Here is a 23,202-nt window from a genome sequence, read left to right as displayed (position 1 = left end):
GTCCTCCTGACCGGTCAGATCTGGGCGTGCTCGGATTCCGTGTGCTCGCAGGTCACGGTGGGCGACCCCTCGCCGAAGTCCGGGCCGGTGAATTCGGTCCAGGTGTTCAGGCAGGGTTCTTCGCCGCCCGAGCCGCCGTAGTCGCCGCAGCCGCAGAGGTGCGGGGTCGGCGGGGGGTCCAGAGTGGCCATGCAGGGGCGGCCGAACCAGTCGCGTTCCTAGTGTCCACTGGCTGACTGTGAGTCAGGCGAGAGGGGCCGTTCGACGTTGGCCCATAAGGTTCGGCCCATGGACTTCCCTCGCATCGATGCCGACCGGCTCGACCAGTGGTGTGCGCACCACCTCGGGTCGAGGATTGCGGCCGAGCGCTTCCGGAGCGGTCGGCCTTCGGTCGTGATCGGCGTCGTGCTCGCCGACGGCCGAGAGGTCGTCATCAAGGTTCGGAAGCCGGCCGCCCGTCTCGAAGGCTGCTTCGCCGTGCAGAGTCTGCTGCACGCTTCCGGGTATCCGGCTCCCGAGCCGGTCCTCGGGCCCACTCCGCTCGGGAGGTGGACCGCCTCCGTCGAAGCACTGGTCGGCGGAGGGGACGAACTCCCGTCTTCGGGGCGGGCTCCGTGGCCGTTCGCGTCGGCCCTCGAAACGCTTGTGCGCACCGCCCGTCCGCTGGCCGCCGGTGTCGACCTCCGGCTGCCGGGACGCGCGCGAACGGATCGCCTGTTGGCAGGCGCCGAGGGTCGTCGGCCACGGCGACCGGTTCCGGGAGAACTTCCGCTGGCGCGGTGAGGAGCTCCACGTCGCGTACGACTGGGGCAGCGCGATCCTGGAGACGGAGGCGGTCATCGTGGGAATCGCCGCGGCCTATGTGGCCCCGTCCGTCGAGGAGACGGCGGCGTTCCTCGCGGCGTACCAGGAGGTGGCCGACCGGCGGTTCGAACGCGATGAGCTCGAAGTGAGCTGGGCGGCCGGCCTCTGGCTGCGGGGGTGGAAGTCCAAGCGGCAGGTGGTGACCGGCGAGCCGATACGGTCGCTGTCCGAGGGCGAGGCGATCCGGCTGTCCGTGCTCGCCGGGCTCTGAGCGCCACGCCTGTCGGGCGGACGCACTCGCGCACCCCCTTCACCGCTCCAATTCGGCCGACCCCTGGGCGGACATCGGCGCCACGATCGCCGCCGCAGCCTCGCCGGGTGGTCACGGGAGGGCGAGGGCCCGGAAGACGTCCCTGACCCGGGCCAGGGGGCCGGGGTCGCGGGTGAGACGGAGGCGGTTGGTGAGCAGGACCGCCCAGCGGCCCCGGGACGGTGACACCCACAGGCCCGTGCCCGTGAAGCCGAAGTGCGCCCAGACGTCGTCCGCCGGCTCCGTGCCCGGCGCCGGGTGCCAGAACAGGCCTCGCGGCGGGACGAGTTCACCGGTGTGGACACGGAGCGAGGCGGCCGTCCAGTCGGCGGAGAAGGTGCCGGGGACCGGGGCGAGGACATGGCGCAGGAACCGGCCGATATCGGCGGCGGTCGTGAACACCCCCGCGATCCCGCAGGCTCCGCCGAGGAGCCGCGTCGAGAAGTCGTGGACGACGCCCTTGAGCGGGGCGCCGCCGGCCTCGTCGTACTCGGTGGGCGCACACCGTTCCCTGACGGCGGCGGGCAGCGGACCGTACCGCGTCTCCGTCATGGCGAGCGGAGTCCAGACCCGGTCCTCGGCGAGCCGGGGGAGCGGCTGCCGGGTCAGATGCTCGGCGAGGTAGCCGAGGATCAGCGCCGCCCGGTCGGTGTACGCCACGGCCTCCCCGGGCCGGTGCCGCAGCGGCTCCGCGAGGACGCCGTCCCGGACGTCCCGCGGGTCGGAGCCGTACAGATGCCGCAGGTTGGCGCGCAGGGGCATGCCCGCGGTGTGAGTGAGGAGATGGTGCGCCGTCACCCCGGCGAGGGGCCGGCCCGCGGCCTCGGGCCAGTAACCGCCGAGCGGGGCGGTCGGGTCGAGCTTCCCGGCGTCGACGAGGGTGCCGATCACGGCCCAGACAGCGAGGATCTTGGTGAGGCTGGCGACGTCGAAGAGCGTGTCGCGGCGCATCCGTTCGGCGGGGAGCGCCGGGTCGAGCAGGCCGACGGCCCCGTCGGACAGGGTCGTACGGGCGTCGCCCACGGCCCACACCATGCCGGGGCAGACGCCCGCGCGCACGGCGTCGCCGAGGAGCCGCTCGAAGGGGTCGCTGCGCTCTGCCAAGGCGTGCCTCCGGCGGGTTGAGGGCGGCCCTGGCCTGGTGGGCCGTGCTCCGGAGTCATGCCCCGGCCGTACGGGAAGACACCCTTCCGGGCGTCCGTCTCCCGACGGCCGTGTACGGGTCACCTGCCGTCCGTGTCCCCTTCGGCCGGCTTGCAGACGACCTCGTCGCGCGGGGTGTAGTGGGTCTTGAAGGTCTCGCGCTTGACCTCGGCGCCGCCGTTCTTGAACACCCGGTCCACCGTGATGTCGAAGCCCTCGAGAGGAGGCTGCGGCATACAGGCCTCACCGGTGCCCTCGCGCTTCGCGGGCTCCTTGAGGTTGGTGCGCTCGCCCGCGACCGCCTCCACGGAGTCGTACTTCTTCGTCCCGAGGAAGCTCACGGTGACGGAGGAGTCCGTCGCGCCCGCCTTGATGTAGATCGGCTTGCCGGTGTCGTTGCGGAACTTCAGGTCGAGCGTGCCCCAGGCGACGGTCGCCTCCCGGCCGGCCGGGTAGCGCTCGATGTAGAAGGAGTGGGCGCCGTACTCGACGGGCTTCACCCCGGCGAAGAACATGGCGTTGAAGACGGTGGTGGCCATGGCCGACACACCGCCGCCGGGTGCGGAGCGGTACTGGCCGTCGAGGATCATCGTGCCGTCGACGAAGCCGTTGTCCGGGGTGCGCTCGCCCACGGTCTTGTTGAAGCTCCACACCTCGCCGGGCTGCACGATCGAGCCGTTGATCAGCTCGGCCGCCCGGCCGATGTTCGTCGTCCGGTACGGAGCGGTGGGGAAGTTCACAGTGAACGTCGACATCTGCTCGGTGATGCCGAGCCGGGCCAGCGAGGCGGAGCTCAGCTCGGGCTGGGTGACCGTGGTGTTCACCGGGGCGGTCCGCGCCGCCGAGCCGGACTTGGCGAGCAGCGGGGTCACGGCGTCGCCGAGGGCCTTCGCGGTCACCTCGTGCCCCGGCCTGCCCTCCTCCTCCACCACGACCTTGCCGTCCCGCACCCCGAGGGTGGCCTCGACGGGCGCGCCCGACAGTGAGGCGACGGGCCGCGCCACGTCCGGGTCGCGCAGCAGTGCCTCCGCGTCGAGCGCGGCGGTGAGCCGGCCGTTCTCGGTCTTCACGGTGAGGTGGTCGCCGAGCGTGGCGGCGGAGATCCGCAGGCGCTGGTCGCCCGTCGTGAGCGTCACGGGGCCGGAGACGGCGGGTTTCGCGTACGTGTCGAGGAAGTGGCTCACCTCGGCGGCGGGCAGCTTCGGCTCGGTCACCGCGACGGGCAGGGTGACGGGCGCGGCGCCCGTGGCGGGGTAGGCGGCGCGCAGGGTCTCGACGGCCTTGCCGGTGTCCAGCTTCTGGCCGGTCACGGGATGGGTCGAGACGGCCTTGCCCTCGCGGAAGGCGACGGACCCCTCGCGGACCGCGCGGTCGTTCTTCTCGGCCAGCCCGGCCACGGTCGCCTTCGCCTTCACCGCGTCGTACGCGAGAACCGGCCGGATGTCCCGCTCGCCGGAGGAGAAGAGCCGCCCGACGACGGTGAAGGGGTCACGGGAGGGATCGGCGGCCAGGTCGACGGTCTTCGCCAGGTCCACGGTCATGCCGGCGGCGGCCGGCTCCACGGTCGCGGCGCGGTCGCCGACCTTCACGGGTATCGGCGCGCTCCAGGCGGCCGGAGCCTCGGCGGCCAGCTTGGCCCGCGCCTCCGCGCGGCTCATGCCGCCTATGTCCACACCGCCGACGCGCGTGCCGGCGGATATGTCGTCGCCGGTGGCCACCAGGCCCGCCACGTACAGGCCGCCCGCGGCGACGGCGACCACACCCGTCGCGATCGCCGCTGTCCGGAGACGAGGACTGCGCCCCTGGTGAGGCGTCGGGGCATGGTCGGTCCTGGAGCTGGGCACACGCTCTCCCGTGGCGTCGAGGATGGGGGGAACCACTCGACGGTACGCCGAAAGAGTGTCTTATGCACATAAGGGTGGTTTGACCTGCGAGGATACGGAGGGGAGCGGAGTCGGTACGGAACGTTCGCGGGCCCGGCCGGGGTCCTCGCCGGAGCCTTGCCGGAGTCCTGACCCGAGGCCCCGGTCGGCATCCGGTCGAAGCGACGGTCGGCGCCCGCACTCTCGGCCGAAGCACCGGTCGGCGCCCCGCCCGCACCCTCGGCCCCAGCACCGCTCGGCACCCGGCCCGCACCCCTCCGCCTAAGCTGGACCGATGCCTGCCTCGCCCCCGAGCCCCGGGCCCCAGTCCGTCGACCGGGCCCTCGCCGTCCTCGACGCCGTCGCCGACGCCGACCGGCCCGTCGGGGCCAAGGCGCTCGCGCGGCGGCTCGGCTGCGCCCTCTCGACCGTCTACCACCTCACCGGCCCCCTGCTGGCGCGCGGCTACCTCGTCCGCACCGCCGAGGGGTACGTCCCCGGCCCCCGCGTCCCGGCCCTGTACCGCTCCCACCAGCGGCACCACGGGCTCGACGCCGGGACCGGAGCGCTGCTCGGCCGGCTGCGCCGGGCCACGGGCGCCGAGGCCTACCACACCGCCTACCGCGACGGTCTGATCACCGTCGTCGACACCACCGCCCCGGTCACCGACGCCGCCCACCCCTTCACGCCGGGCCCCGAGCAGCGCGCCCACGCCACCGCCCACGGCAAGGCCCTGCTCGCCGCGCTGCCCCGTCCGCTGCGGCGCCGGTATCTGGCGGAGCACGGAATGGCCCGCTTCACCGAGCGGACGATCACCGGAGCCGAGCGCTTCGAGGCCGAGGTCGACCGGGTGCGCGGCCAGGGCTTCGCCGTCTCGGTGGGGGAGGCCGACCTCGCGTACACCTGTCTCGCCGTGGCCCTGCCCGAGCGCGGCGACGGCATCGTGCACGCCCTGTCCGTCTCGCTGCCGACCGCCGACTTCGCACGCCGTCAGGGCGAGATCAGGGCCGCGCTCACCCGCGCCGTACCCGAGTTTCCGGCCCTGCCGGAATCCTGACCGGACCGGCTGGCCGCGTCCGGCGGTGGCGCCGCAGCCTTGACGCATGATCTTCATCGCCGTCCGGTTCACCGCCCGCCCCGACCACGCCGACCGCTGGCTCGACCTGGTCGCCGACTTCACCCGCGCCACCCGCGAGGAGCCCGGCAACCTCTTCTTCGACTGGTCCCGCAGCGTCGACGACCCGAACGTCTTCGTTCTCCTGGAGGCCTTCGCCGACGCCGAGGCGGGCGCCGCCCACGTCGCCTCCCCGCACTTCACCGCCGGTCTCGCGGCCATGGCCGGAGCCATCGCCACCACGCCCGAGATCATCAACGTCGAGGTCCCGCAGCAGGGCTGGGGCGCCATGGCCGAGCTCGCCCCGACCGGCGTCTGAGCCCTCCGCCGTACCCGGGAGCGCCGAGCCCGAGCCCGTTCCCCGGCATCCCGCCCCGGCGCCCCGGAGCACCGCGCCAGGGGGTTCCCCCGGCACCCCGGGCGGACGCCGTCCCGCCTGATAGGTTCGCGTGCACACGCAGGCGGGGCGGCGGCCCGAGGGGAGAAGCGGCACATGGCGGTGAGCGGGCGGCAGACCGGCAGGCCCACCCTGGAGGAGGTCGCGGCCAGGGCCGGAGTCGGCCGCGGCACGGTGTCCCGGGTCATCAACGGCTCCCCCCGGGTGAGCGAACAGGCCAAGGCCGCCGTCGAGCAGGCCGTCGCCGAACTCGGCTACGTCCCCAACCGGGCCGCCCGCGCGCTGGCGGGCAGTCGGACCGACGCCGTCGCCCTGGTGATCCCCGAGACCGAGGCCCGGCTCTTCGCCGAGCCGTACTTCCTCGACATCATCCGCGGAGTCAGCAGCGAACTCGCCGATGCCGACAAGCAGTTGCTGCTCACCCTGATCCGCAGCGAGCAGGAGCGGCAGCGCTTCGAGCAGTACCTCGCCGCCCAGCGCGTCGACGGCGTCCTGCTCGTCTCCGTCCACGGCGCCGACCCGCTGCCCGACCAGGTCCGCGCCCTCGGACTGCCCGCCGTCCTCAACGGCCGCCGCACCGAGGACGAGCGGGTCGCCTTCGTCGACTCCGACAACACCGGCGCCGGCCGGACCGCCGTCGCCCATCTCTCCGCGCGCGGCCGGAGCGCCATCGCCACCATCACCGGACCGCTCGACATGTACGTGGCCCGCTGCCGCCTCGACGGCTACCGCGAGGGCCTGTCGGAGGCCGGACTCGTCCTCGACGAACAGCTCGTCGCGAACGGTGACTTCACCGAGGACGGCGGGCGGCGCGCCATGCGGGAACTCCTGGATCGCAGGCCGGACCTGGACGCCGTCTTCGCCGCCTCCGACGTCATGGCCGCGGGTGCGCGGAACGTCCTGCGCGAGGCGGGCCGCAGGGTCCCCGAGGACGTCGCCCTCGTCGGTGTCGACGACTCGGCCGTCGCCCGGCACATGGACCCGCCGCTGACGAGCGTCCGCCAGCCCATCGAGGAGATGGGCCGCACCATGGCCCGGCTGCTCCTGGAGGAGATCGCCGCCCCCAGCGAACCGGACGAGCAGCCCCGCCGCATGCTTCCCACCGAACTCGTGGTCCGCGCCTCCTCCTGACACCCGGCCACCTCGCGGCACCTGCCCCCGGCCGCGGCCGACGCCGGGCCATCCGGCCACCTGGCGCACCGGCCCCCGGCCACCTGGCGCACTCACCACCCGCACCTCGCGCACCGGCCACCCGGCCGCTGCGGGCGACGCCGGGCCGTCCGGTCGTGGCGGACGCAGGGCGCTCGTCGGAGCGGCCCCGCCACGCGCCGAGATGCAGCCGTCCCGGGGGCCCCGGAGAATGGACACCGTACGGGGTCCTATCCGCGACCAGGGCGCTCCCGACGGCGTCCGTCCGACCCGGCAAGGGGGCGGTCGACAATGTCGCTGCGCCACCCGAACCGGCCGCTGACCGCGACCGGGGCACTACGCCGGTGGACGCTGCTGTACCTCCTCGTCGTGACGCTGCTGACGGTCGCCTATCTGCAGTTCCCCAGCCGGCACACCGTCCTCTGGGCGCTCATCGGACTCGGCGGCGTCGTCGCCATCCTCGTCGGAGTCCATCTGCACAAGCCCTCACGGCGCTGGCCGTGGCTGGTGCTCGCGGCCGCCAATCTCGCCTTCGTGGGCGGCGACACCGCGTACAACGCCCTGGAGGCCTTCTTCGGCCAGACCAGGCCCTTTCCCTCGGTGGCCGACGCGCTGTACCTGGTCACCTATCCGCTGTTCGCCGTCGGCCTCTTCGGCTTCATCCGCTACCGGGCCGTCGGCCGCGACCTCGGTGTCGTCCTCGACGCGCTGATCCTCACCTCTGGCCTCGCCCTGCTGTCCTGGGTCAACCTCATCACCCCGCTGGCCCGGAGCGAGGAGATGAGCTGGACCGAGAAGGCCATCTCCATCGCGTATCCCCTCGGCGACGTGCTGATGCTCGCGATGCTCGCCCGGCTCCTCGTCCCCGGCGGCCTCAGATCCCGGTCCGTGCAGCTCCTCACCCTCGGGACCTGCGGCATCCTCGCCTCCGACGTCATCTACAGCACCCTTCAGATCAGGGGTACCTGGCAGGTCGGCACCCCCTGGGACCTGGGGTGGGTCGTCTTCTTCACCGCCTGGGGCCTCGCCGCCCTCCACCCCTCGATGACCGGCCTCACCGAGCGCGCCCCCGAACCGGCGCCGCACGTGGCCGAGCGGCGGCTCGCGCTGCTCGCGGGAGCCTCGCTCGTCGCCCCCGCCCTGCTGCTCGTCCAGTCGCTGCGCCACGACCGGGGCCAGGACATCGCCGTCATCGCGATCTTCTCCGCCCTGATGTTCCTGCTCGTCCTGGCCCGGCTCTGGGGCATGATGAACGACCACGGCAAGGCCGAGGCCCGCGAACGCAGCCTCCGGATGGCCGCCGCCTCCCTCGTCGCCGCCCTGAGCCCCCGCGAGGTCGCGGGCGCCGTGGAGACGGCCTCCGCCACTCTCTTCGGCCCCGGCACCGGTCACCGGGTCCTCCTCCTCACCAGGGACCGCAAGGGCGGCCTCGGCGCTGTGGCCACCACGAGTCACCCCTGGAGCTGTCGCACGGACGCGCTGACCCGGCCTCCGACCGGGTCCTCGGGCGGGTCTCCGACCGGGCCTTGGGGCGGGCCTTCGGGCGGGCCTTCCCGCAGGTCGGACCGGGGCCCGACCGGGTCGGCCCGGAAATCCACCGAGCCGACCCCGCCCCCCGACCAACCGACCCTGCCGCCGATGACGGCCTGGCCCGAGACCGTCTCCCAGGGCACCCGGCTCCTCTCCGTCACCCGGCTCGACCCCGCCGTCGCCGCGGAGCTCGCACCCGAACCGTTCGTCCTGCTCTGCCCCCTGGAAATCCAGGCCCCGGCGGGCACCGAACCGCTGCTCGGTGTCCTGCTCCTCGCGGGCACCGAGAAGAAGCTCGCCGAGATCTCCGGCCCCGCCCAGTCCCTCGCCTCCCAGGCGGCCCTGGCCCTCGAACGCTTCGAGCTCAGCGAGGAGGTCAACCGCCGTACCAGCGAGGCCTACTTCCGCACCCTCGTGCACAACACCTCGGACGTCATCCTCATCGTCGACGACGACGACACCGTCCGTTACGCCAGCCCCTCGGCCGAGGCCATGTTCGGCCGCTCCCTGCTCCCCGGCACCCCGCTCACCGACCTCGTCGCACCCTCCGACACGGCCGCCGCCCTGCGCGTCCTGGCCGACGCGCGGACCCGCTCCGCCGTCGACACCCGGGACGACTGGAAGCTGATCCACGGCGGCTCCGCCGATCTGGAGGTCGAGGTCCGCTGCAGCAATCTGCGCGACGAACACACCGTGCACGGCCTCGTCCTCACCCTCCGCGACGTCACCGAGCAGCGGAAACTGGAACGCGAGCTGACCCACCGGGCCTTCCACGACTCGCTCACCGGGCTCCCGAACCGCGTCCTCCTCCTCGAACGGGTCGAGCGCGCCCTGCTCCGAGGCCGCCGCGAATCCACCCTGACCTGCATGCTCTTCGTCGACCTCGACGACTTCAAGGTCGTCAACGACACCATGGGGCACTCCGTCGGCGACGAACTCCTCGTCGCCGTCGCCCGCCGCCTCACCTCCGTCCTGCGGCTCACCGACACCGCGGCCCGGCTCGGCGGCGACGAGTTCGCCGTCCTCATCGAGGGGGCGCGGGAACCCCGCGACGCCGAGGCCCTGGCGGCCGAGATCGTGCACACGCTGAGCCAGCCCTTCCACCTCACCGACGGGGCGGTCTCCGTGTCGACCAGCGTCGGCGTCGCGACCGTCCTCGACAGCGCCCACGCCGAGGAGCTCCTCGGCCACGCCGACCTCGCCCTCTACGCGGCCAAGGCCGCGGGCAAGAAGAGATGGCGGCTCTTCCACCCCGAGTTCCACTCCCGGCTCGTCGCCCGGCACGAACTCCAGGCGGGCATGGACACCGCCATCGCCGACCACGCGTTCGCCCTGCGCTACCAGCCGATCGTGGAGGTCCGCGACGGCGCCCCCGCCGGACTCGAAGCCCTCATCCGCTGGCCGCACGCCCGCCGCGGCATGGTCCCGCCGGACCAGTTCATCGCCCTGGCCGAGGAGAGCGGCCACATCATGCCGCTGGGCGCCTGGGTCCTGGAGCACGCCGCGCTCGACATCGCCCGCTGGCAGCGCGCCCGCCCCCGGAAGTCCCCCCTGTACGCCAGCGTCAACGTCTCCGCCCGTCAGTTCCGCGACCCCGGGTTCCTCGACGGCGTACGCCGCACCCTGCGTTCCTCGGGGCTCGAACCCGGCTCGCTCGTCCTGGAGCTCACCGAGAGCGTGCTCATGCGCAGGGACGCCCAGATCAAGACCACCATGGCCGCCCTCAAGGACATGGGCGTCTCCATCGCCATCGACGACTTCGGTACGGGTTTCTCCTCGCTCAGCTACCTCCGCGAGTTCCCCATCGACGTCCTCAAGGTCGACAAGTCGTTCATCGACGACATCACGACCGACCCGCAGCAGGTGGCGCTCGTGGACGGCATCGTGCGCATCGCCGACGTCCTCGGGCTCCAGGTCGTCGCCGAGGGCATCGAGCACGAGGAACAGCGGGCACTCCTCGCCGACATGGGCTGCCGGTACGGGCAGGGCTATCTCTTCGCCCGCCCCATGACCGGCCATCAGACCGAGTCCTATCTGCATCGCGCCCTGCCGACCGGCGAACGTCCGCCCGTCCGCCCCGCCGTCCGTCCCGCCGTCCGCCCGGCCGCACGGGTGGCGCGCCCCCCGAACGCGTCCCGCTGGCGCGACCTCGAACACCTTCACAGGACCAGCCGGATGTGCGACGCCGTCATCGACGAGATCGACGGCCGTCGCATCCGGGTCGGCGAGGACTGGCTCATCGACTTCGCCTCCTGCAACTACCTCGGCCTCGACCTCGACCCGACGGTCATCGCGGCGATCGAACCCGAGGTCAGACGGTGGGGCACCCACCCCAGCTGGTCCCGGCTCATCGGCAGCCCCCGGCTCTACCCCCGGATCGAGGAGCGGCTGACCGAACTCCTCGGCGCCTCCGACACCCTGCTGCTCCCCACCATCACCCTCATCCACCAGTCGGTGATCCCGCTCCTCGCCGGCACCGGGCAGGTCTTCGTCGAGGCGCAGGCCCATCGCACCGTGTACGACGGCTGTGTCGCCGCCCGCGGCCAAGGCGCCGAGCTCCACCGCTTCCATGCCGAACGGCCCGACGAGCTGGCGGCACTGCTGCGCGGCGCGCCCGCCGACGCGAGCCGGCTCGTCTGCATGGACGGCGTCAACAGCATGACCGGCAACTTCCCCGACCTGCCCACCCTGGCCCGGGTCTGCCGGGAGAACGGCGCACTCCTGTACGTCGACGACGCCCACGGCTTCGGCGTCATCGGGGAGCGGGGCCCCGGCGAGAGCAGCCCGTACGGCTCGCGCGGCAACAGCATCGTCCGCCACCTCGGCGAGACCTACGACGACCTGGTCCTGGTCGGCGGCTTCTCCAAGGCGTTCTCCTCGCTCCTGGCCTTCCTCGCCGTACCGAAGTGGCTCAAGGACCACCTCAAGGTGGCGGCGGCCCCGTACCTGTACTCCGGGCCGTCGCCCACGGCCTCGCTCGCGACCGCCCTCGCCGGACTCGACGTCAACGACGAGCGCGGGGACGAGATCCGGGCGGACCTCTACCGCAAGACGGCACGCGTCCTCGCGCACGTACGCGGCCTGGGCATCGTCACACCCAACACCGACGGGCTGCCGATCATCGAGATCCCGCTCGCCGACTCCGACGACCTCGACGGCGTCGCCGCCTTCCTGTGGGAGCACGGCATCTACGTGACGCTCGCCTCCTACCCGCTGGTCCCGCGCGACCGGGTCGGTTTCCGCGTCCAGGTCACCGCCGCCAACACCGACGAGGAGATCGAGGAACTCTGCGCGGCCCTCACACGGCTCGCCGGCCGCTTCGCCCTGCAGCACCCCGGACCGGAACCTCGCGGGGCCCTCGCGGCCGGCCGGAGGTCGGAGACGTGACGGACCGGCCGGAGGCGGTCCGGTCGAGCGCGCCGCGGGTGCGCCGCAACCGGGACGCCGACTGGAACGCCTGGCCCGTCGCCGACTACCTCGCCGAGAACTACCGCGAGCTCCACCCCATCGACATCGGCGTCATCCGCCACCACTCCGCCGTCTACCGGCGCTACGCCCCCGGCGGCCTGGACCGCACCCTCGAACTGGGCGCGGGGCCCAACCTCTACCCGCTGATGCCGGCGGGCGCGGCCGCCCGCCGCATCGACGCCCTCGAACCGAGCGCCGCCAGCGTCCGCTACCTCCGCGGCCAGCTCGCGCGGGGCCCGGACGACAGCTGGCAGCCCTTCTACGCCCTCTGCCGCTCGCTCGACCCCGCTCTTCCGACGAGCTGTGCCGAGGCGCTCCGGCCGGTGCGGGTCGTCCCGGGGACCACCGGGGATCTGGTCCCCGGCACCTACGACCTCGTCTCGATGAACTTCGTCGCCGAGAGCGTGACCGAGGACCTCGGCGAGTTCACCGCCCTCTGCGAGGCCTTCGTCGGCGCGGTCCGTCCCGGCGGCCGGATCCTCGCCGCCTTCATGGAACGCATGCCGAGCTATCGGATCGGCACGGGACCGGTCTGGCCCGCCCTGCCGGTCGACGAGGCCGCCCTGCGGACCGTCTTCACGCCCCTCACCACGGGGCTGCGCGTCTCCCGGCTCGCCAAGGACCGCACCCTGCCCGAGTACGGGGACTCCGGCATCCTGCTCCTCACCGCCGAGCGCACCCGCACGGCCACGCCTCACCGGTGACGCCGGATCGTCTCCGCGTACTCCCGCAGGGACGAGCCGGGAGTCCCGTCGTAGAGCTGGCCGTCGAAGGCCCACATGATGCCCTCCAGGCCGCAGGACGCCATCTGCCGGTACGCCGCCTCCGTCACCCCCGGCCGGTACGGGTACACCTGCGGTCCCGCGCTCTCGCCGGTCAGCCGGGTGAATCCCGCGCTCCGGGCCACCGCCGCCACCCAGCGGGACGAGGACCAGTCCCGCACCACCGCGTCGTCCGGGGCCGTGACGTCGGTCCTCGCGTCGGCGGGCGAACAGCCGTTGTCCCGTGGGGTGCCCGTGCCGTCCACCAGGGCCGTGGTGACGATCCGCACCGTGTCCCGGTGCGCCACCAGGGGGAGCGACAGGAAGAAGCCCGCGCCGCGCGCGACGAGCCGGATCGTCGGAGTGTCCACGAGCCGCGCGTCGATCGCCGTCTTCAGGTCCGAGGGGTAGAAGCCCGACCCGGGAATCAGGACCTTGAGGGCTCCCTCGTAGCCGAGCGAGGTGTAGAGGCCGAGCTGCCAGTTCACGGCTCCGGCCAGTGCCCCGACGTACCAGTCGTACCAGCGGGCCACCTGCTCCCGGGTGAAGGGCTTCCCGTGGTACGTGCTCTCGCCGGGCCGCCAGCCCGGGTACGGGCTGCTCCGCTGGGCGTGGCTGTCGTAGGCCCAGAACTCGGGCGGACCGTCGCTCTCCGACAGCGGCGAGGGGTAGGCGAACTCGCCGCTCTCGTTGACGCCCACCCGGACCGCCCAGAAGTTGTCGAGACCGATGAGCCGGTCCACCGCGCGCGCGTACTCGGCGACGTGCTCCCGTACGGGCTCGCTGAACACGATGTTCGGAGTGCTGGTGGACCGCTCGCCGAGCTGGTTCACGAAGACCGACTCGGGGAAGGCGTCCGGCAGCCACGGCGGCGGATGATTGAGGCCCAGACCCGCCTCGACGCGCAGCCCCGCCTGATGGAAGACGCCCAGGGTGTCCCGTACCTCGCGCGCGTACTCCTCGTCGTACACGCCCTGCTCCGGCTCGAACCTGCCCCAGTCGATCTGGAGGTGGGCCACCCGGATGCCGTGCTCGTACTCGGTGGAGGCCCGGTCCGGATCGGTCTGGAGCGTGCCGTACCAGTACGCCTCCGGTTCCGGGCCCGGGGCGTCGTGCCGCAGCACACCGAACGCCCCCACGAGGAGCAGGACCACCGTGAGAACGGCGAGCACGGCCGGCCCGCGCCGGGACCCCGGCCGCCGCCGGCCGGTCATGACAGCAGTTCCCGGTACAGGGCCGCGTAGCGGGCGGCGAAGCGCTCGGGACCGAAGCGTTCCTCGACCAGGGACCGGCCCCGCTCGGCGAGCACGTCCCAGGAGCGCGGCTGGTCGAGCAGCCACGCCAGCTGCTGCCCGGTGCGGCGCGCGTCGCCCGCCGGGGCCCGCAGCACGGCGTGCCCGAAGTCGGAGAACTGCGGGAGGTCGCTGAGGATCGCCGGACGCCCCGAGGCCAGCGCCTGGAGCACGGTGAGGGGAATGTCCGCCTTGCCGCCGAGCACGGCCGGCGGGAACAGCAGCACATGGACGGTGGCGAGCAGCGCGCGCATGTCGTCGACGTATCCGAGCACCTCGAAGTCCGTGAGACCCGCCGCTCCGGCCCGCTCGCGCAGTGCTTCGTCGAGCGCCGCGTTGTCCTGCCCCGGCCGTCCGCGCATCGCGAGCACCAGCCGGAACCGGGCACCCGTCCGGGCGGCCTCCGCCGCCGCGTCGATCGCCGTCTCCGCCCCGCCGTGCGGATCGTGGTGCCCGGCGAACAGGACCACCGGGAAACCCTCGGGGCGCGGCAGATACGGCCACGAGTCCAGCCCGATCATGGGGGGAACGACCCGTACGTCCCCGAAGTCCGCTGCCCGCAGCCGGCGTGCCATCGACTCCGACAGGGCGACCGTCGTCCCCAGCGGCCTGCTGCGCGCCAGGTAGCGGGTGTGCATCGCCCCGGGCACGGTGTGGACGACGGGCCGGCCGCCGAGCAGCAGTGGGCGCAGCCGGGAGAAGGCCGGGAAGGTGCGGCCGATGGTGAGGAAGGCGTGCACCAGGTCGACCCGGCGGGCCTGCACGGCCCCGGCGAGCGCGGACTGCACCCGCTCCGGAAGGTGCGGCACACCGTCGCGGGAGAGGATGCGGACGGGACGTCCGCGTTCCGGCGGAGGCTGCCGACGGCCCGGCCACTGGGAGAACCAGACGAAGTCCACGTCCGGCAGGGACCCGAGGACGTCGGAGGCGAGCCGGACGTCGCATCCCTCCGCCCCGTCCAGCGGACTGCTGGTCAGGAGCAGGACGCGGGGACGCCGCTCAGCGTGGCGCATCGCCCACCTCCGGCGCGGAGAGCGGCGGCCCCGTCACCGTGGCGCCGGGCGCCGCGAGCTGCGTCAGGTCGGGCCCCGGCAGCGGTGCCGGGAGCCGGTACAGGGCGAGCGTGCCGTACGTGGGTCCGTCGAACGCGAACACCGGCCGCAGCCCGGCGGTGAGCCGCTCCACCTCGGTCAGCGAGGAACGCCCGTACCCCTGCTCGACGACCCGCCACGGCACGATCACATAGTGGGCGTCGTTGGCCGCCTGCTCTTCCGGCGTCACCCAGTTGCCGAGCCGGTAGGTGTCGTTCAGCGCCCAGCTCGTCACGCCCCGGGTCCGCTGCCCGTCCACCGTGACGATCCCGCTGCCCGCCGGCACATGGGTGAGCAGAAAGGCGCGGAGGCGGTCGAAGCCGTCGTCGGGGGTCCACCGGTCGCGGGCGTACACCGCGGCGGGGGCGGCGAGTACGGCGACGAGGGCGGCCCAGGCCGCCAGGCGCAGTCCGGGCCGGCTGCGGGACGGCATCGGCACGGTGACCGCGAGCGCCACCAGGTTGGGCACGAACAGCAGGTACAGGGCCTGCTCCTCCAGGGTGCCCACGCCGAGCGCGTACCCGAGGGTGACGATCGCCGAGGCGTGGAAGAGCGCGAGCAGCCGGTACACCGGCTCCTTGCGGCGCAGCAGCAGGAAGAGCGCGACAGGCGTGAGGGCGAGCAGGAGGTACGTGACCCCGTACCCGGGGAGTTCGGCGAGGAGACGGCCCGAGAGCGAGGGAGTGCCCTCGGCGTTGAAACCGGTCTCCTGCACGACCCCGAGGAGCCGGCGGACGCCGGACGTCTTGGCCTCCCAGAACTCGTCGAAGTGCCCGAACCCGGCCAGGAACGCCACGTACACGACGTACGAGAGGACGGCCACCCCGGTGGTGAGGGCGACGAGCCTGCGGGGTGGACCCCAGCCGAGCAGCAGCGCGGCGAGCAGCGGCAGCACGGTGATCAGCACCGCGTGGTCCTTCGTCAGGATCGCCAGACCGAAGAACAGCCCGGCGAGCAGCGCCCGGGCCCGTGGCCGGGGCGGCGATTCGGCGCGGGTGAGACCCACCAGGACCAGATAGCCCGCGAGGATCCACACCATCGTCCCGGTCTCCAGGAGCACCCGGTTGTTCTGCCGGATGCAGAACTGGTCCAGGGCGAACACCAGACCGGCGACCACGCCGGCGCCGCGCGACCGCACCCGGGCGACGAGGAAGACGATCAGGGCCGCGGTGACACCGGCCAGCAGCGCGTTGAGCACCCGCGAGGAGTGCACGCCCGCGATGATGTCGGAGTGCCCCCCGACGAGCTTGGTCCAACCGGCCTCCACGTAGAAGTAGCCGGGCGGGTGCAGGAAGAACAGGCCCTCGTCGGTACGGGGGAAGCCGCCCGCCGCGGCGCTCTCCCCGAGCTGCCGGTAGATCGGCTCGTCGATGAACAGGTCGCCCGCCCGGCTGATCTCCACCAGGCGAAGGATCACGGTGAGCAGCGCCGCCCCGGCCGCGTACACCGCCGTCGGCACCGATTCGGGCCGGATGCGCCGACGGGCCGGCGAGGGCGGGACCACCGTGGCCGGGTCGGTCCGGGCGGACGAGGGGGCGGTGCGCGGGAGGGTCACGACACACCTCCGGGGGCACCGACCCCGCGGGCCTCGCGCGTCGGTGCCGGGTGCGTCGACCGGGGGCGGACCGTCGCGTCCGCCGTCTCGGGGACGAGGTAGATCTCGGGTGACCGGGGGACGCGGCCCTCGGGGAACAGGGCGTCGGCCTGGGTCGCGTAGCCCCGGATCAGCTCGGCCTTCCGGTCGAGTCCGCGCTCCCAGTCGCGGGCGATCAGCCGGTGCCGGGCGGTGAACCGGGCGTCGGGGTCGGCGTGCTGGTTGTACGGGAAGTCGCTGTAGTACACGACCGGGCGTCCGCAGCGCTCGGCGGCGGTGCGGACGAGGACGTGATCGGCGTGCCCGCCCACGCCCAGCGGGGCGAGGACCAGACCGCCGGAGGTGCCGGGCAGGAGGGCGTCGATCGTCTCTCCGACGGCGCGGAGCGTCTCGTCGTCGTGGGGGGAGACCCGGCCCCTGGACAGGTGCAGCCGGTACGTCGGGTACACATGGGCCAGCTCGGGCAGCAGCCCGGTCAGCCGCGCGGTGCCCGGACGGGGCCGCGGCAGCCGCCGGAACAGCCCGTCGACCAGTCCGGCGTGACGCCAGGCGACGTCGAGCCGCTCCAGGACCCGCAGGTCCTCGGCCCGGCGCTCGGCGTAGAGCTCCTCGGCGTCATCGGCGCCGGTCTGCTTCAGGAACTGGCGGGCGGAGAGGGTGTGCGGCGGCGGCGCGGCCTCCGTGAACAGGGAGGCGACCGTCACCGGCGCCCGGCGCCCGGCCCATCCGAGCAGGCCTCCGCAGGAGAGGACGGCGTCGTCCAGGTGCGGTGAGAGCACCAGGATCGGGACGTCCGAGCCGACGACGGTCCTGACGAACCCGGTCAGCGGGTCGACTGCCATGACGCACCCCTCTTCCTCGGCCGCCGTGCGGAGGCGGGAATGTCCACGAGACGGTGGGCCAGGGCCAGATAGCGGCCCGTCATCTCGTCCCAGGTGTAGTGCTGGGCGGCGATCCCGGAGCGCCGCCCCAGACGGCGGCGGAGCGCCGCGTCCGTGGCCAGTTCGTTCATCCGCCGTCCGAAGGCCGCCACGTCGAACGGCGGCACGGTCACATCACCGCCGTCGCGCATCCAGCGCAGCGCGGGCAGGTCGAAGTGGAGGACGGGCTTGCCGTACGCCATGCCTTCGAGGGCCACCAGACCGAAGGTCTCGTGGCGGGACGGCACCACCAGGAAGGCGCTGTCGCGCAGGAGCTGACGCTTGCGGTCGCCCTCGGCGTACCCGACCCAGTGGATCCGGGGCTTCGGCCCACGGCCGTGGGCGGCCACGAGGGCGGCGAGCCGGCGTTCCTCGGCCGGGGTGCCGCTGCCCGCGATGAGCAGCTCCAGCGGCGGCGCGGCGCTCTCGTACGCGTCGAGGAGCAGGTCGAGGCCCTTGACCCAGGTGTCGATCCGCCCCAGGAAGAGGATGAACTGCCCGCTGCCCAGCCGGCTCTCGTCGAGGTCCCGGTGGTCGACCCCGTTGGCGATGACCTGGACGTCGGCCCGGGGGCTGAACCGCCGTACCTCTGATCCGTCGGCCGCGTTCATCACCACGATGTGCCGGTAGCAGCGCAGCCCGAGCCGCTCCACCAGGAAGAAGGGGATGTGATAGCGCCGCCACAGGGCCTCGGCGCTGCGGCCCTGGTCGATGCCGATGACGGGGGCGCCCGTCGTCAGGGGCAGGAAGCTCGTCGAGAACGGCGGAGTGAAGCTCTCCAGCCACAGGTCGTGGTGGATACGGCGGGCGACGAACGGCAGCAGTGTCAGGAACAGCAGTTGGCCGGCGCGCGGGCCCGCCCGGCAGACCGGCAGCCGGACGTAGCGGATGCCGTTGCGCTCCTCGCTGCAGCCGTTGCGGCCGGCCGTCACGACGGTCACCCGGAAGTCCTCGGAGAGCCGGCGGGCCACCTTGCCGACGACCAGGGCGCCGCCGCCCCGGTAGGCCGGGTTCTCCGCGTCGTCGTAGATGGACACCACCACGTGCCGGCGGCGCAGGGCCGTGTGCCGGACCCGTTCGCGTTCCCGGGCGGCGTCCAGGATCCGGTCGAGCGCCTCGCCCGCCACCAGGGGCCGTGACCGCTCCCCGTCGATCCGCGTGAGCCGGGGCAGCCGCTGGGACCAGCTCCGGTAGCGGGCCCACCAGACGGTCGGGGGACCGGCGATCTCCTCCCAGCCGCGGCCCCGCAGCGTGTCGGGCCCTGTCTCCACGAGCAGGGTCAGTCCGTAGCGGTCGGCGATCCGGCGGAACACGGACGCCGCCGCCGAACGGTTCGGCAGGTCGAACTTCACCAGCCCGTCGAGCGGACCCCGGTCCGTGAGGACCACGGACTCCCCGCCGTGCGCGCGCCTGCGGGCCCGCGCTCCGGCGAACGCGATCCGGACGGCCAGTTCGCCCGCGTCCAGGAACGCGTGGGCACGCCGCAGCCGCGATCCCCGGCGCTCGGGATCCGTGGCGCGCCGTGCCCACCCGTCCCCGCCCGGTCCCGTCTCCTTCGCCTTGGGGGGAACCGGGAAACCGCGGCACAGGAAGCAGCCGTAGGAGTGCAGGGCGACGACGGTGAACCCCCGCTCGTCGAGCAGTGCCACCAGTCGGCCGACCAGGGAGGACTTGCCGGCCCCGTCCGGTCCGGACACGGCGACCAGGAGAGGGCGGTGTGAGGTCGTCATGGCACTCGCCTCCGCAGTTTCTTGGTCATCACGAGCGGCACGCGCAGGGACGCCTCGCGGGTCGCGCTCCGCAGCCTGCCCTCGACCAGGAGGTGGCCCGAATGCTCGGCCCCCACCCGGAGCGAGGTCGCCACCGGGAGCGGCAGCGGCAGCGGGACGTGCTCGCCCCGGTCGAGCCGTGCCATCGCCTCGACGGCGGCGCCGAGCGCCGCCCGGCCGCCCGCGGACCAGCCCTCGCGGGCGGCCTCGTGGCGGGCCTCCGCCACGATGTCGGGGTGGAGGAGCGAGCGCAGGGCGAGAAGTTCGGAGAGGTCCAGGGTCAGGTTCTGGAAGAGGGCGTGGGCCAGCCAGATCCGCAGCCGGTCGGAGGGACACGGGGTCAGCCAGGCGTAGCCGTCGGTGCCGCCGTTCACGGCGTGGTGCGGATGTCCGTCCGGGGAGCCGTTCACCGGCCCGTCCGCGGCCTCGGGCCGCGCGACGTGTTCGGCACGGGCGAAGAGCCGGTCCGTCGGCACCACCGGAACGCCGAACCACGAGACCGAGCCGTGGAGATGCGCCGCCGGGCCCTTGGGAGGTTCCAGGAGCACCTTCGTCGAGCGTTCCAGCCAGTACGTCGTGCGGTGCGCGTACCAGCCGTCGAGCGCGGTCTGTGCGGCCCGCAGCCGCCCCGGGGGCACCACCAGGTCGAAGTTCCCGTACACGTAGTCCCCCGCCAGATCGGCCTTGATCAGGACGGTCGGGATGCCCGCCGCCCGCAGCCGGTCCGTGGACTCGACGAGGTTCCGTCGGAACAGCCCGGTCGCGCTCTCCACCTCGGTGAGCGTGGCCGCGAGCTGACGGGGGTACGCGCGGGCCAGCCGGCCCTCGACCTGGTTGCGCCGGGCCGCGGCCAGCGCACCGAGGAGCTCCTCGTCCGCGGCGGGCCGGACCCGACCCCGCCACACGGCGTCGACGAGAAGGTTCACGGCGCGTTCGTCGTGGACCGCGGCCCGGGTCCCTCGCGCCTCGGCGGGCGGCGTCTCCCGCCGCTCCGGTACGGGCTTCTCCTGCGGAGCCGCACCGGTTCCGCCGCTCAGGGGCGCTTGCGCGGGCATTTCCTCAGATCCTTCCTCAGGTCCTTCGCCGGGTCCGTCCCGCGGCCCGTCCCCGGGTCCCGCGGCGGGGCCGGTCTCGGGAACGGGGGCCTGGCGCCGCCGTCCGAAGAACTGCCACAGGGCCGCCGCCGTGACCAGCACCGCGGCGGCGAACCACACGTAGGTGAACGGGCGGAGCAGCGCGAGGCCCGCGGCCAGCGCGAGCAGGGGCAGCACCACCCGGCCGAACGGCCGCTCCGCGACCCCGAATCCGTGCCGGCGGGAGTGCCGCACGGCCAGCAGGAGCAGCGCGGCGACCGTCCCGCACAGCCCGCCGATCGCCATGCCGAGCACGCCGCCGGTGACCCAGCCGGCCGCCAGGGCCGTCACGTACAGGCCGAGCCCCACGAGCAGGGTGCGCAGGCACGCGTAGTCGTTGACGGCCTGCGCGAAGGTGACCAGCAGGGCGAGCGCGCCGAGCGCGAGGCCCGATGTCGCCGTACAGGCCATCAGCGTGGAGACCATCGAGTACCCCGAAGGGAAGACCGTCGTGATGAGCGCGTTCGGGACCGTCGCGGCCACCACGGTCAGGGGCAGGGCCACGGTCAGATACATCCGCAGGGCGCTCGCCGTGAGCGGGTCGCCCGCCCGGCGCCGCGAGAGCGCGGGCAGGAAGGCGATCGAGACGGCCCCGGCCAGGAACAGCGGGACCCGGCCCAGCATGACCGCCGCCTGGTAACTGGCCGCCGCCGCGCGGTCGGTCGGCAGCATCGCGACGAGGACGATGTCCACGGAGGCGAGCAGCGCCACCACGCCCTGGAGGGAGGCGACACCGGACGCCCGCCGCCACAGGTCCCGGTCGGCGGTCACCGCGCGCCACGGCCGGCGCGGCTCGTTGCGGAACCGGTGCGGCCGGAAGAACACGTACGGCAGTACGGCGACGCCGAAGGCGGCGAGGGCGCCCGTCTCGCCGAGCCCCAGGGCCGCCACGAAGAACAGTCCCACGCCGAACTTGAGGAGGGCCTCCGCGGCGGTGAGGACCGCGAGGGTCCGCAGCCGCTCGGTGCCCTGGAGCCAGCCCACGCTGACCCGGGTGATGTAGATGGCCAGGGTCGAGCCCGCGATGGCGAGTGTCGTCAGGGTGCCCGCGAACTCCATCGCCACACAGCCCACCGCGACCGCGGCGACGGTGCCCCCCACGACGGCGGTGATCATGGCGAAGCGGACCGCCTCACCGCGTTCGGCGTCCGAGCCGGCCCGGGCGAGGGCCTGGGCCAGCATCCAGGGCACGGTGACCACGGCGACCGCGGCGGTGCACACGACGAGCCCCTGGCCGGCGGCGAAGGTGGCGTACCCGGAGACGTCGAGGAGCCGGGTGAGGATGAGGGTGTACGCGTAGTTCACGGCGCCGACCACGACCACCGCGGTAGCGATCCAGCGCGCGCCGTGGACGGCGGTGACCTCGTCCTGGTGGACGGCCGACCGTTCGGCGACCCGTGCGGCGGAGGTCATGACGGCCGCCCGCGGTCCGGACCGTCGGCGGAACCCTCGGCGGGGTCGATCGCGCCGAGCAGGACGTCGTGACCGTTCGCCAGGACGACGTCGGCCTCGGCGACGTCCAGGCGGCGCAGCGCGCTCAAGGCCCTTACCTCGTCGCAGCCGTGGAGCAGCAGCCGGAAGGCGTCGCCGTTCCGCTGCCAGGCGTCGGTCTGCCGCAGGGCGGTGCGGACCGCGCGCTCGGTGGACTCGGGGTCGGGCGACGTGAAGCGCGTGACGACGGACAGGTCGCTGGCCGAGCGGCGGGAGCGGCGGTGCCGGTGGATGCGCTGGAGGTCCTCCACGACGACCTGGGCGAGCCGTTCGGCGCTGGCGTCCCAGGAGAAGGCGGCGGCCCAGGCACGGCAGCGGGCCGCGGTGCGGGCCCGCGCCTCGGGGGTTGACAGCACCTCGAAGGCCGAGGCGATACCGGCCGCGAGATCCGCTTCCGGGTCGAGGAGCCACCCGTTGACGCCCGGGCGGATCGCGTCCCGCAGCCCCGGCACGTCGAAGGCGAGGGCGGGCGTGCCGACGGTGTTCGCCTCGATGACGGCGAGGCCCCAGCCCTCGGCGACCGACGGAACGACCGTCAGCCACGCCCGGTGGAACAGCTCCTGCTTGCGTTCGTCGGAGACGTATCCGTGGAACTCGACGGCGGAGCCGATGCCGAGACCGGCGGCGAGCTTGCGCAGCGACTCGCCCTCGGGGCCGTCCCCGCACAGGTCGACGCGCAGCTCCGGCAGACGGCGCAGCAGCGCCGGCACGGCCCGGAGGATCAGGTCGACCCGCTTCTGCGGCACGAGCCGGCTGACGACGGTGAGCGCCGGGGTCGCCGAGCGCCGCCCGGCGGGGCCCGTGAGTTCCGGGCAGGGGCGCCCGTTGGGCACGATGTGGATCGGGTTGCCGAAGCCGAGTTCGCGCCGGGTGCCCTCGCGGGTGGAGGGCGAGACCACCACCACGGGCCGGCCCCGGTAGACGCGTCGGCTGACCTGCTTCTCCAGGACGCGTCCGACGGTGTTCATCGGCCACCGGAAACGGGTGTCGAACTGCCGCTGGTGGACATGGTGGATGACGCAGATGTCGGCGGTCCAGCGGGGGGTGAACAGCGGCGAGAAGAACGGGATCCCGTTCTGGAAGTCGACCACGGCGTCGTAGGCGTGACGGTTGCGCAGCAGGTGGGCCGCGGCGGCCGCGTACACGCCGAACGTGCCGCCGCCGCGTACGACGCGGATCCCCTCGCGGTACTCCTGGGCACGCGAGCCGGGATACCGCGAGGAGACGAGGGTGATGTGGGCTCCGGCCGCCGCGAACCGCCTGGCGATCTCCCAGCAGTACGCCTCGGCCCCTCCCGCGTCGGGGTGTGTGGGGTCACGCCAGTTGAGGAAGGCGAGGTCCGTACGGGCGAGACGGTCGAGAGCGGTCACAGGA

17 protein-coding genes are annotated in these 23,202 nt (G+C 73.6%); 6 read left to right on the top strand and 11 right to left on the bottom strand.

Annotated features, from left to right (window positions below):
- Window positions 1-14: 14 nt before the first annotated feature.
- Entirely contained in the window at window positions 15-191 is a 177-nt protein-coding gene (locus ACH4MY_RS33720) for a hypothetical protein (protein WP_398008016.1), read from the bottom strand.
- A 52-nt stretch (window positions 192-243) separates the two neighbouring features.
- A complete protein-coding gene (locus tag ACH4MY_RS33715) occupies window positions 244-495 on the bottom strand; it encodes a hypothetical protein (protein WP_398008014.1) in 252 nt (83 codons plus the stop codon).
- A 178-nt stretch (window positions 496-673) separates the two neighbouring features.
- On the opposite strand from ACH4MY_RS33715, the gene ACH4MY_RS33710 reads away from it, so the two are divergent.
- Window positions 674-1,075, top strand: a complete 402-nt coding sequence (locus ACH4MY_RS33710) for a hypothetical protein (RefSeq protein ID WP_398008012.1) — start codon at window positions 674-676, stop codon at window positions 1,073-1,075.
- A 111-nt stretch (window positions 1,076-1,186) separates the two neighbouring features.
- Here ACH4MY_RS33710 and ACH4MY_RS33705 read toward each other — a convergent pair whose 3' ends face one another.
- Together ACH4MY_RS33705 and ACH4MY_RS33700 are read right to left on the bottom strand one after the other, a co-directional pair.
- Window positions 1,187-2,218: a serine hydrolase domain-containing protein gene (locus ACH4MY_RS33705; protein ID WP_398008010.1), complete on the bottom strand. Its 1,032-nt coding sequence runs from the start codon at window positions 2,216-2,218 to the stop codon at window positions 1,187-1,189.
- Window positions 2,219-2,337: 119 nt separating this feature from the next.
- Window positions 2,338-4,101: a VanW family protein gene (locus ACH4MY_RS33700; RefSeq protein WP_398008008.1), complete on the bottom strand. Its 1,764-nt coding sequence runs from the start codon at window positions 4,099-4,101 to the stop codon at window positions 2,338-2,340.
- A gap of 313 nt (window positions 4,102-4,414) precedes the next feature.
- On the opposite strand from ACH4MY_RS33700, the gene ACH4MY_RS33695 reads away from it, so the two are divergent.
- The 5 genes from ACH4MY_RS33695 to ACH4MY_RS33675 all read left to right on the top strand — a co-directional run bounded on the left by ACH4MY_RS33695 (window position 4,415) and on the right by ACH4MY_RS33675 (window position 12,481).
- The gene (locus ACH4MY_RS33695; protein WP_398008006.1) at window positions 4,415-5,176 is read left to right on the top strand and encodes an IclR family transcriptional regulator; all 762 of its coding nucleotides are present in this window, start codon (window positions 4,415-4,417) and stop codon (window positions 5,174-5,176) included.
- Between the two features lie 46 nt (window positions 5,177-5,222).
- Window positions 5,223-5,552, top strand: a complete 330-nt coding sequence (locus ACH4MY_RS33690; protein ID WP_398008004.1) for a putative quinol monooxygenase — start codon at window positions 5,223-5,225, stop codon at window positions 5,550-5,552.
- Window positions 5,553-5,726: 174 nt separating this feature from the next.
- Window positions 5,727-6,761 carry a LacI family DNA-binding transcriptional regulator gene (locus ACH4MY_RS33685; RefSeq protein WP_398008002.1) on the top strand — a complete coding sequence of 345 codons (1,035 nt, stop codon included), beginning with the start codon at window positions 5,727-5,729 and terminating at the stop codon, window positions 6,759-6,761.
- 309 nt (window positions 6,762-7,070) lie between these two features.
- A complete protein-coding gene (locus ACH4MY_RS33680) occupies window positions 7,071-11,696 on the top strand; it encodes an aminotransferase class I/II-fold pyridoxal phosphate-dependent enzyme (protein ID WP_398008000.1) in 4,626 nt (1,541 codons plus the stop codon).
- Complete coding sequence (locus tag ACH4MY_RS33675; RefSeq protein ID WP_398007998.1) at window positions 11,693-12,481, top strand: class I SAM-dependent methyltransferase; 789 nt, start codon at window positions 11,693-11,695, stop codon at window positions 12,479-12,481. The genes ACH4MY_RS33680 and ACH4MY_RS33675 overlap by 4 nt, the downstream gene beginning before the upstream one ends.
- On the opposite strand, the gene ACH4MY_RS33670 is transcribed toward ACH4MY_RS33675, so the two are convergent.
- The 7 genes from ACH4MY_RS33670 to ACH4MY_RS33640 are packed head-to-tail and all read right to left on the bottom strand — an operon-like array spanning window position 12,472 to window position 23,198.
- Window positions 12,472-13,752 carry a beta-galactosidase gene (locus tag ACH4MY_RS33670; protein WP_398007997.1) on the bottom strand — a complete coding sequence of 427 codons (1,281 nt, stop codon included), beginning with the start codon at window positions 13,750-13,752 and terminating at the stop codon, window positions 12,472-12,474. The two genes, ACH4MY_RS33675 and ACH4MY_RS33670, sit on opposite strands and share 10 nt — an antisense overlap.
- Window positions 13,749-14,843, bottom strand: coding sequence for a glycosyltransferase family 4 protein (locus ACH4MY_RS33665; protein WP_398007995.1), 1,095 nt, complete (start codon window positions 14,841-14,843; stop codon window positions 13,749-13,751). Before ACH4MY_RS33665 ends, ACH4MY_RS33670 begins: the two co-directional genes overlap by 4 nt.
- Complete coding sequence (locus tag ACH4MY_RS33660) at window positions 14,830-16,476, bottom strand: ArnT family glycosyltransferase (protein WP_398007993.1); 1,647 nt, start codon at window positions 16,474-16,476, stop codon at window positions 14,830-14,832. The genes ACH4MY_RS33665 and ACH4MY_RS33660 overlap by 14 nt, the downstream gene beginning before the upstream one ends.
- Window positions 16,473-17,357: a PIG-L deacetylase family protein gene (locus ACH4MY_RS33655; protein ID WP_398007991.1), complete on the bottom strand. Its 885-nt coding sequence runs from the start codon at window positions 17,355-17,357 to the stop codon at window positions 16,473-16,475. The genes ACH4MY_RS33660 and ACH4MY_RS33655 overlap by 4 nt, the downstream gene beginning before the upstream one ends.
- Window positions 17,339-19,165: a glycosyltransferase gene (locus ACH4MY_RS33650; protein WP_398007990.1), complete on the bottom strand. Its 1,827-nt coding sequence runs from the start codon at window positions 19,163-19,165 to the stop codon at window positions 17,339-17,341. Before ACH4MY_RS33650 ends, ACH4MY_RS33655 begins: the two co-directional genes overlap by 19 nt.
- Entirely contained in the window at window positions 19,162-21,750 is a 2,589-nt protein-coding gene (locus ACH4MY_RS33645) for a lipopolysaccharide biosynthesis protein (RefSeq protein WP_398007988.1), read from the bottom strand. The genes ACH4MY_RS33650 and ACH4MY_RS33645 overlap by 4 nt, the downstream gene beginning before the upstream one ends.
- Window positions 21,747-23,198, bottom strand: coding sequence for a glycosyltransferase family 4 protein (locus tag ACH4MY_RS33640; RefSeq protein WP_398007986.1), 1,452 nt, complete (start codon window positions 23,196-23,198; stop codon window positions 21,747-21,749). The genes ACH4MY_RS33645 and ACH4MY_RS33640 overlap by 4 nt, the downstream gene beginning before the upstream one ends.
- Window positions 23,199-23,202 lie beyond the last annotated feature (4 nt).

This window comes from Streptomyces sp. NPDC017246, from assembly GCF_044331325.1.
Lineage (GTDB): Bacteria > Actinomycetota > Actinomycetes > Streptomycetales > Streptomycetaceae > Streptomyces.
The sequence above is the reverse complement of the archived record's forward strand: the minus strand, read 5'-3'. Positions and strand labels throughout refer to the sequence as shown.

Bases quoted from the DNA above. Each gene is read 5' to 3' on its own strand.
- ACH4MY_RS33690 (WP_398008004.1), top strand. From the start codon at position 5,223: ATGATCTTCATCGCCGTCCGGTTCACCGCCCGCCCCGACCACGCCGAC.
- ACH4MY_RS33680 (WP_398008000.1), top strand. From the start codon at position 7,071: ATGTCGCTGCGCCACCCGAACCGGCCGCTGACCGCGACCGGGGCACTA.
- ACH4MY_RS33720 (WP_398008016.1), bottom strand. From the start codon at position 191: ATGGCCACTCTGGACCCCCCGCCGACCCCGCACCTCTGCGGCTGCGGC.
- ACH4MY_RS33685 (WP_398008002.1), top strand. From the start codon at position 5,727: ATGGCGGTGAGCGGGCGGCAGACCGGCAGGCCCACCCTGGAGGAGGTC.
- ACH4MY_RS33695 (WP_398008006.1), top strand. From the start codon at position 4,415: ATGCCTGCCTCGCCCCCGAGCCCCGGGCCCCAGTCCGTCGACCGGGCC.
- ACH4MY_RS33650 (WP_398007990.1), bottom strand. From the start codon at position 19,165: ATGACGACCTCACACCGCCCTCTCCTGGTCGCCGTGTCCGGACCGGAC.
- ACH4MY_RS33645 (WP_398007988.1), bottom strand. From the start codon at position 21,750: ATGACCTCCGCCGCACGGGTCGCCGAACGGTCGGCCGTCCACCAGGAC.
- ACH4MY_RS33655 (WP_398007991.1), bottom strand. From the start codon at position 17,357: ATGGCAGTCGACCCGCTGACCGGGTTCGTCAGGACCGTCGTCGGCTCG.
- ACH4MY_RS33665 (WP_398007995.1), bottom strand. From the start codon at position 14,843: ATGCGCCACGCTGAGCGGCGTCCCCGCGTCCTGCTCCTGACCAGCAGT.
- ACH4MY_RS33670 (WP_398007997.1), bottom strand. From the start codon at position 13,752: ATGACCGGCCGGCGGCGGCCGGGGTCCCGGCGCGGGCCGGCCGTGCTC.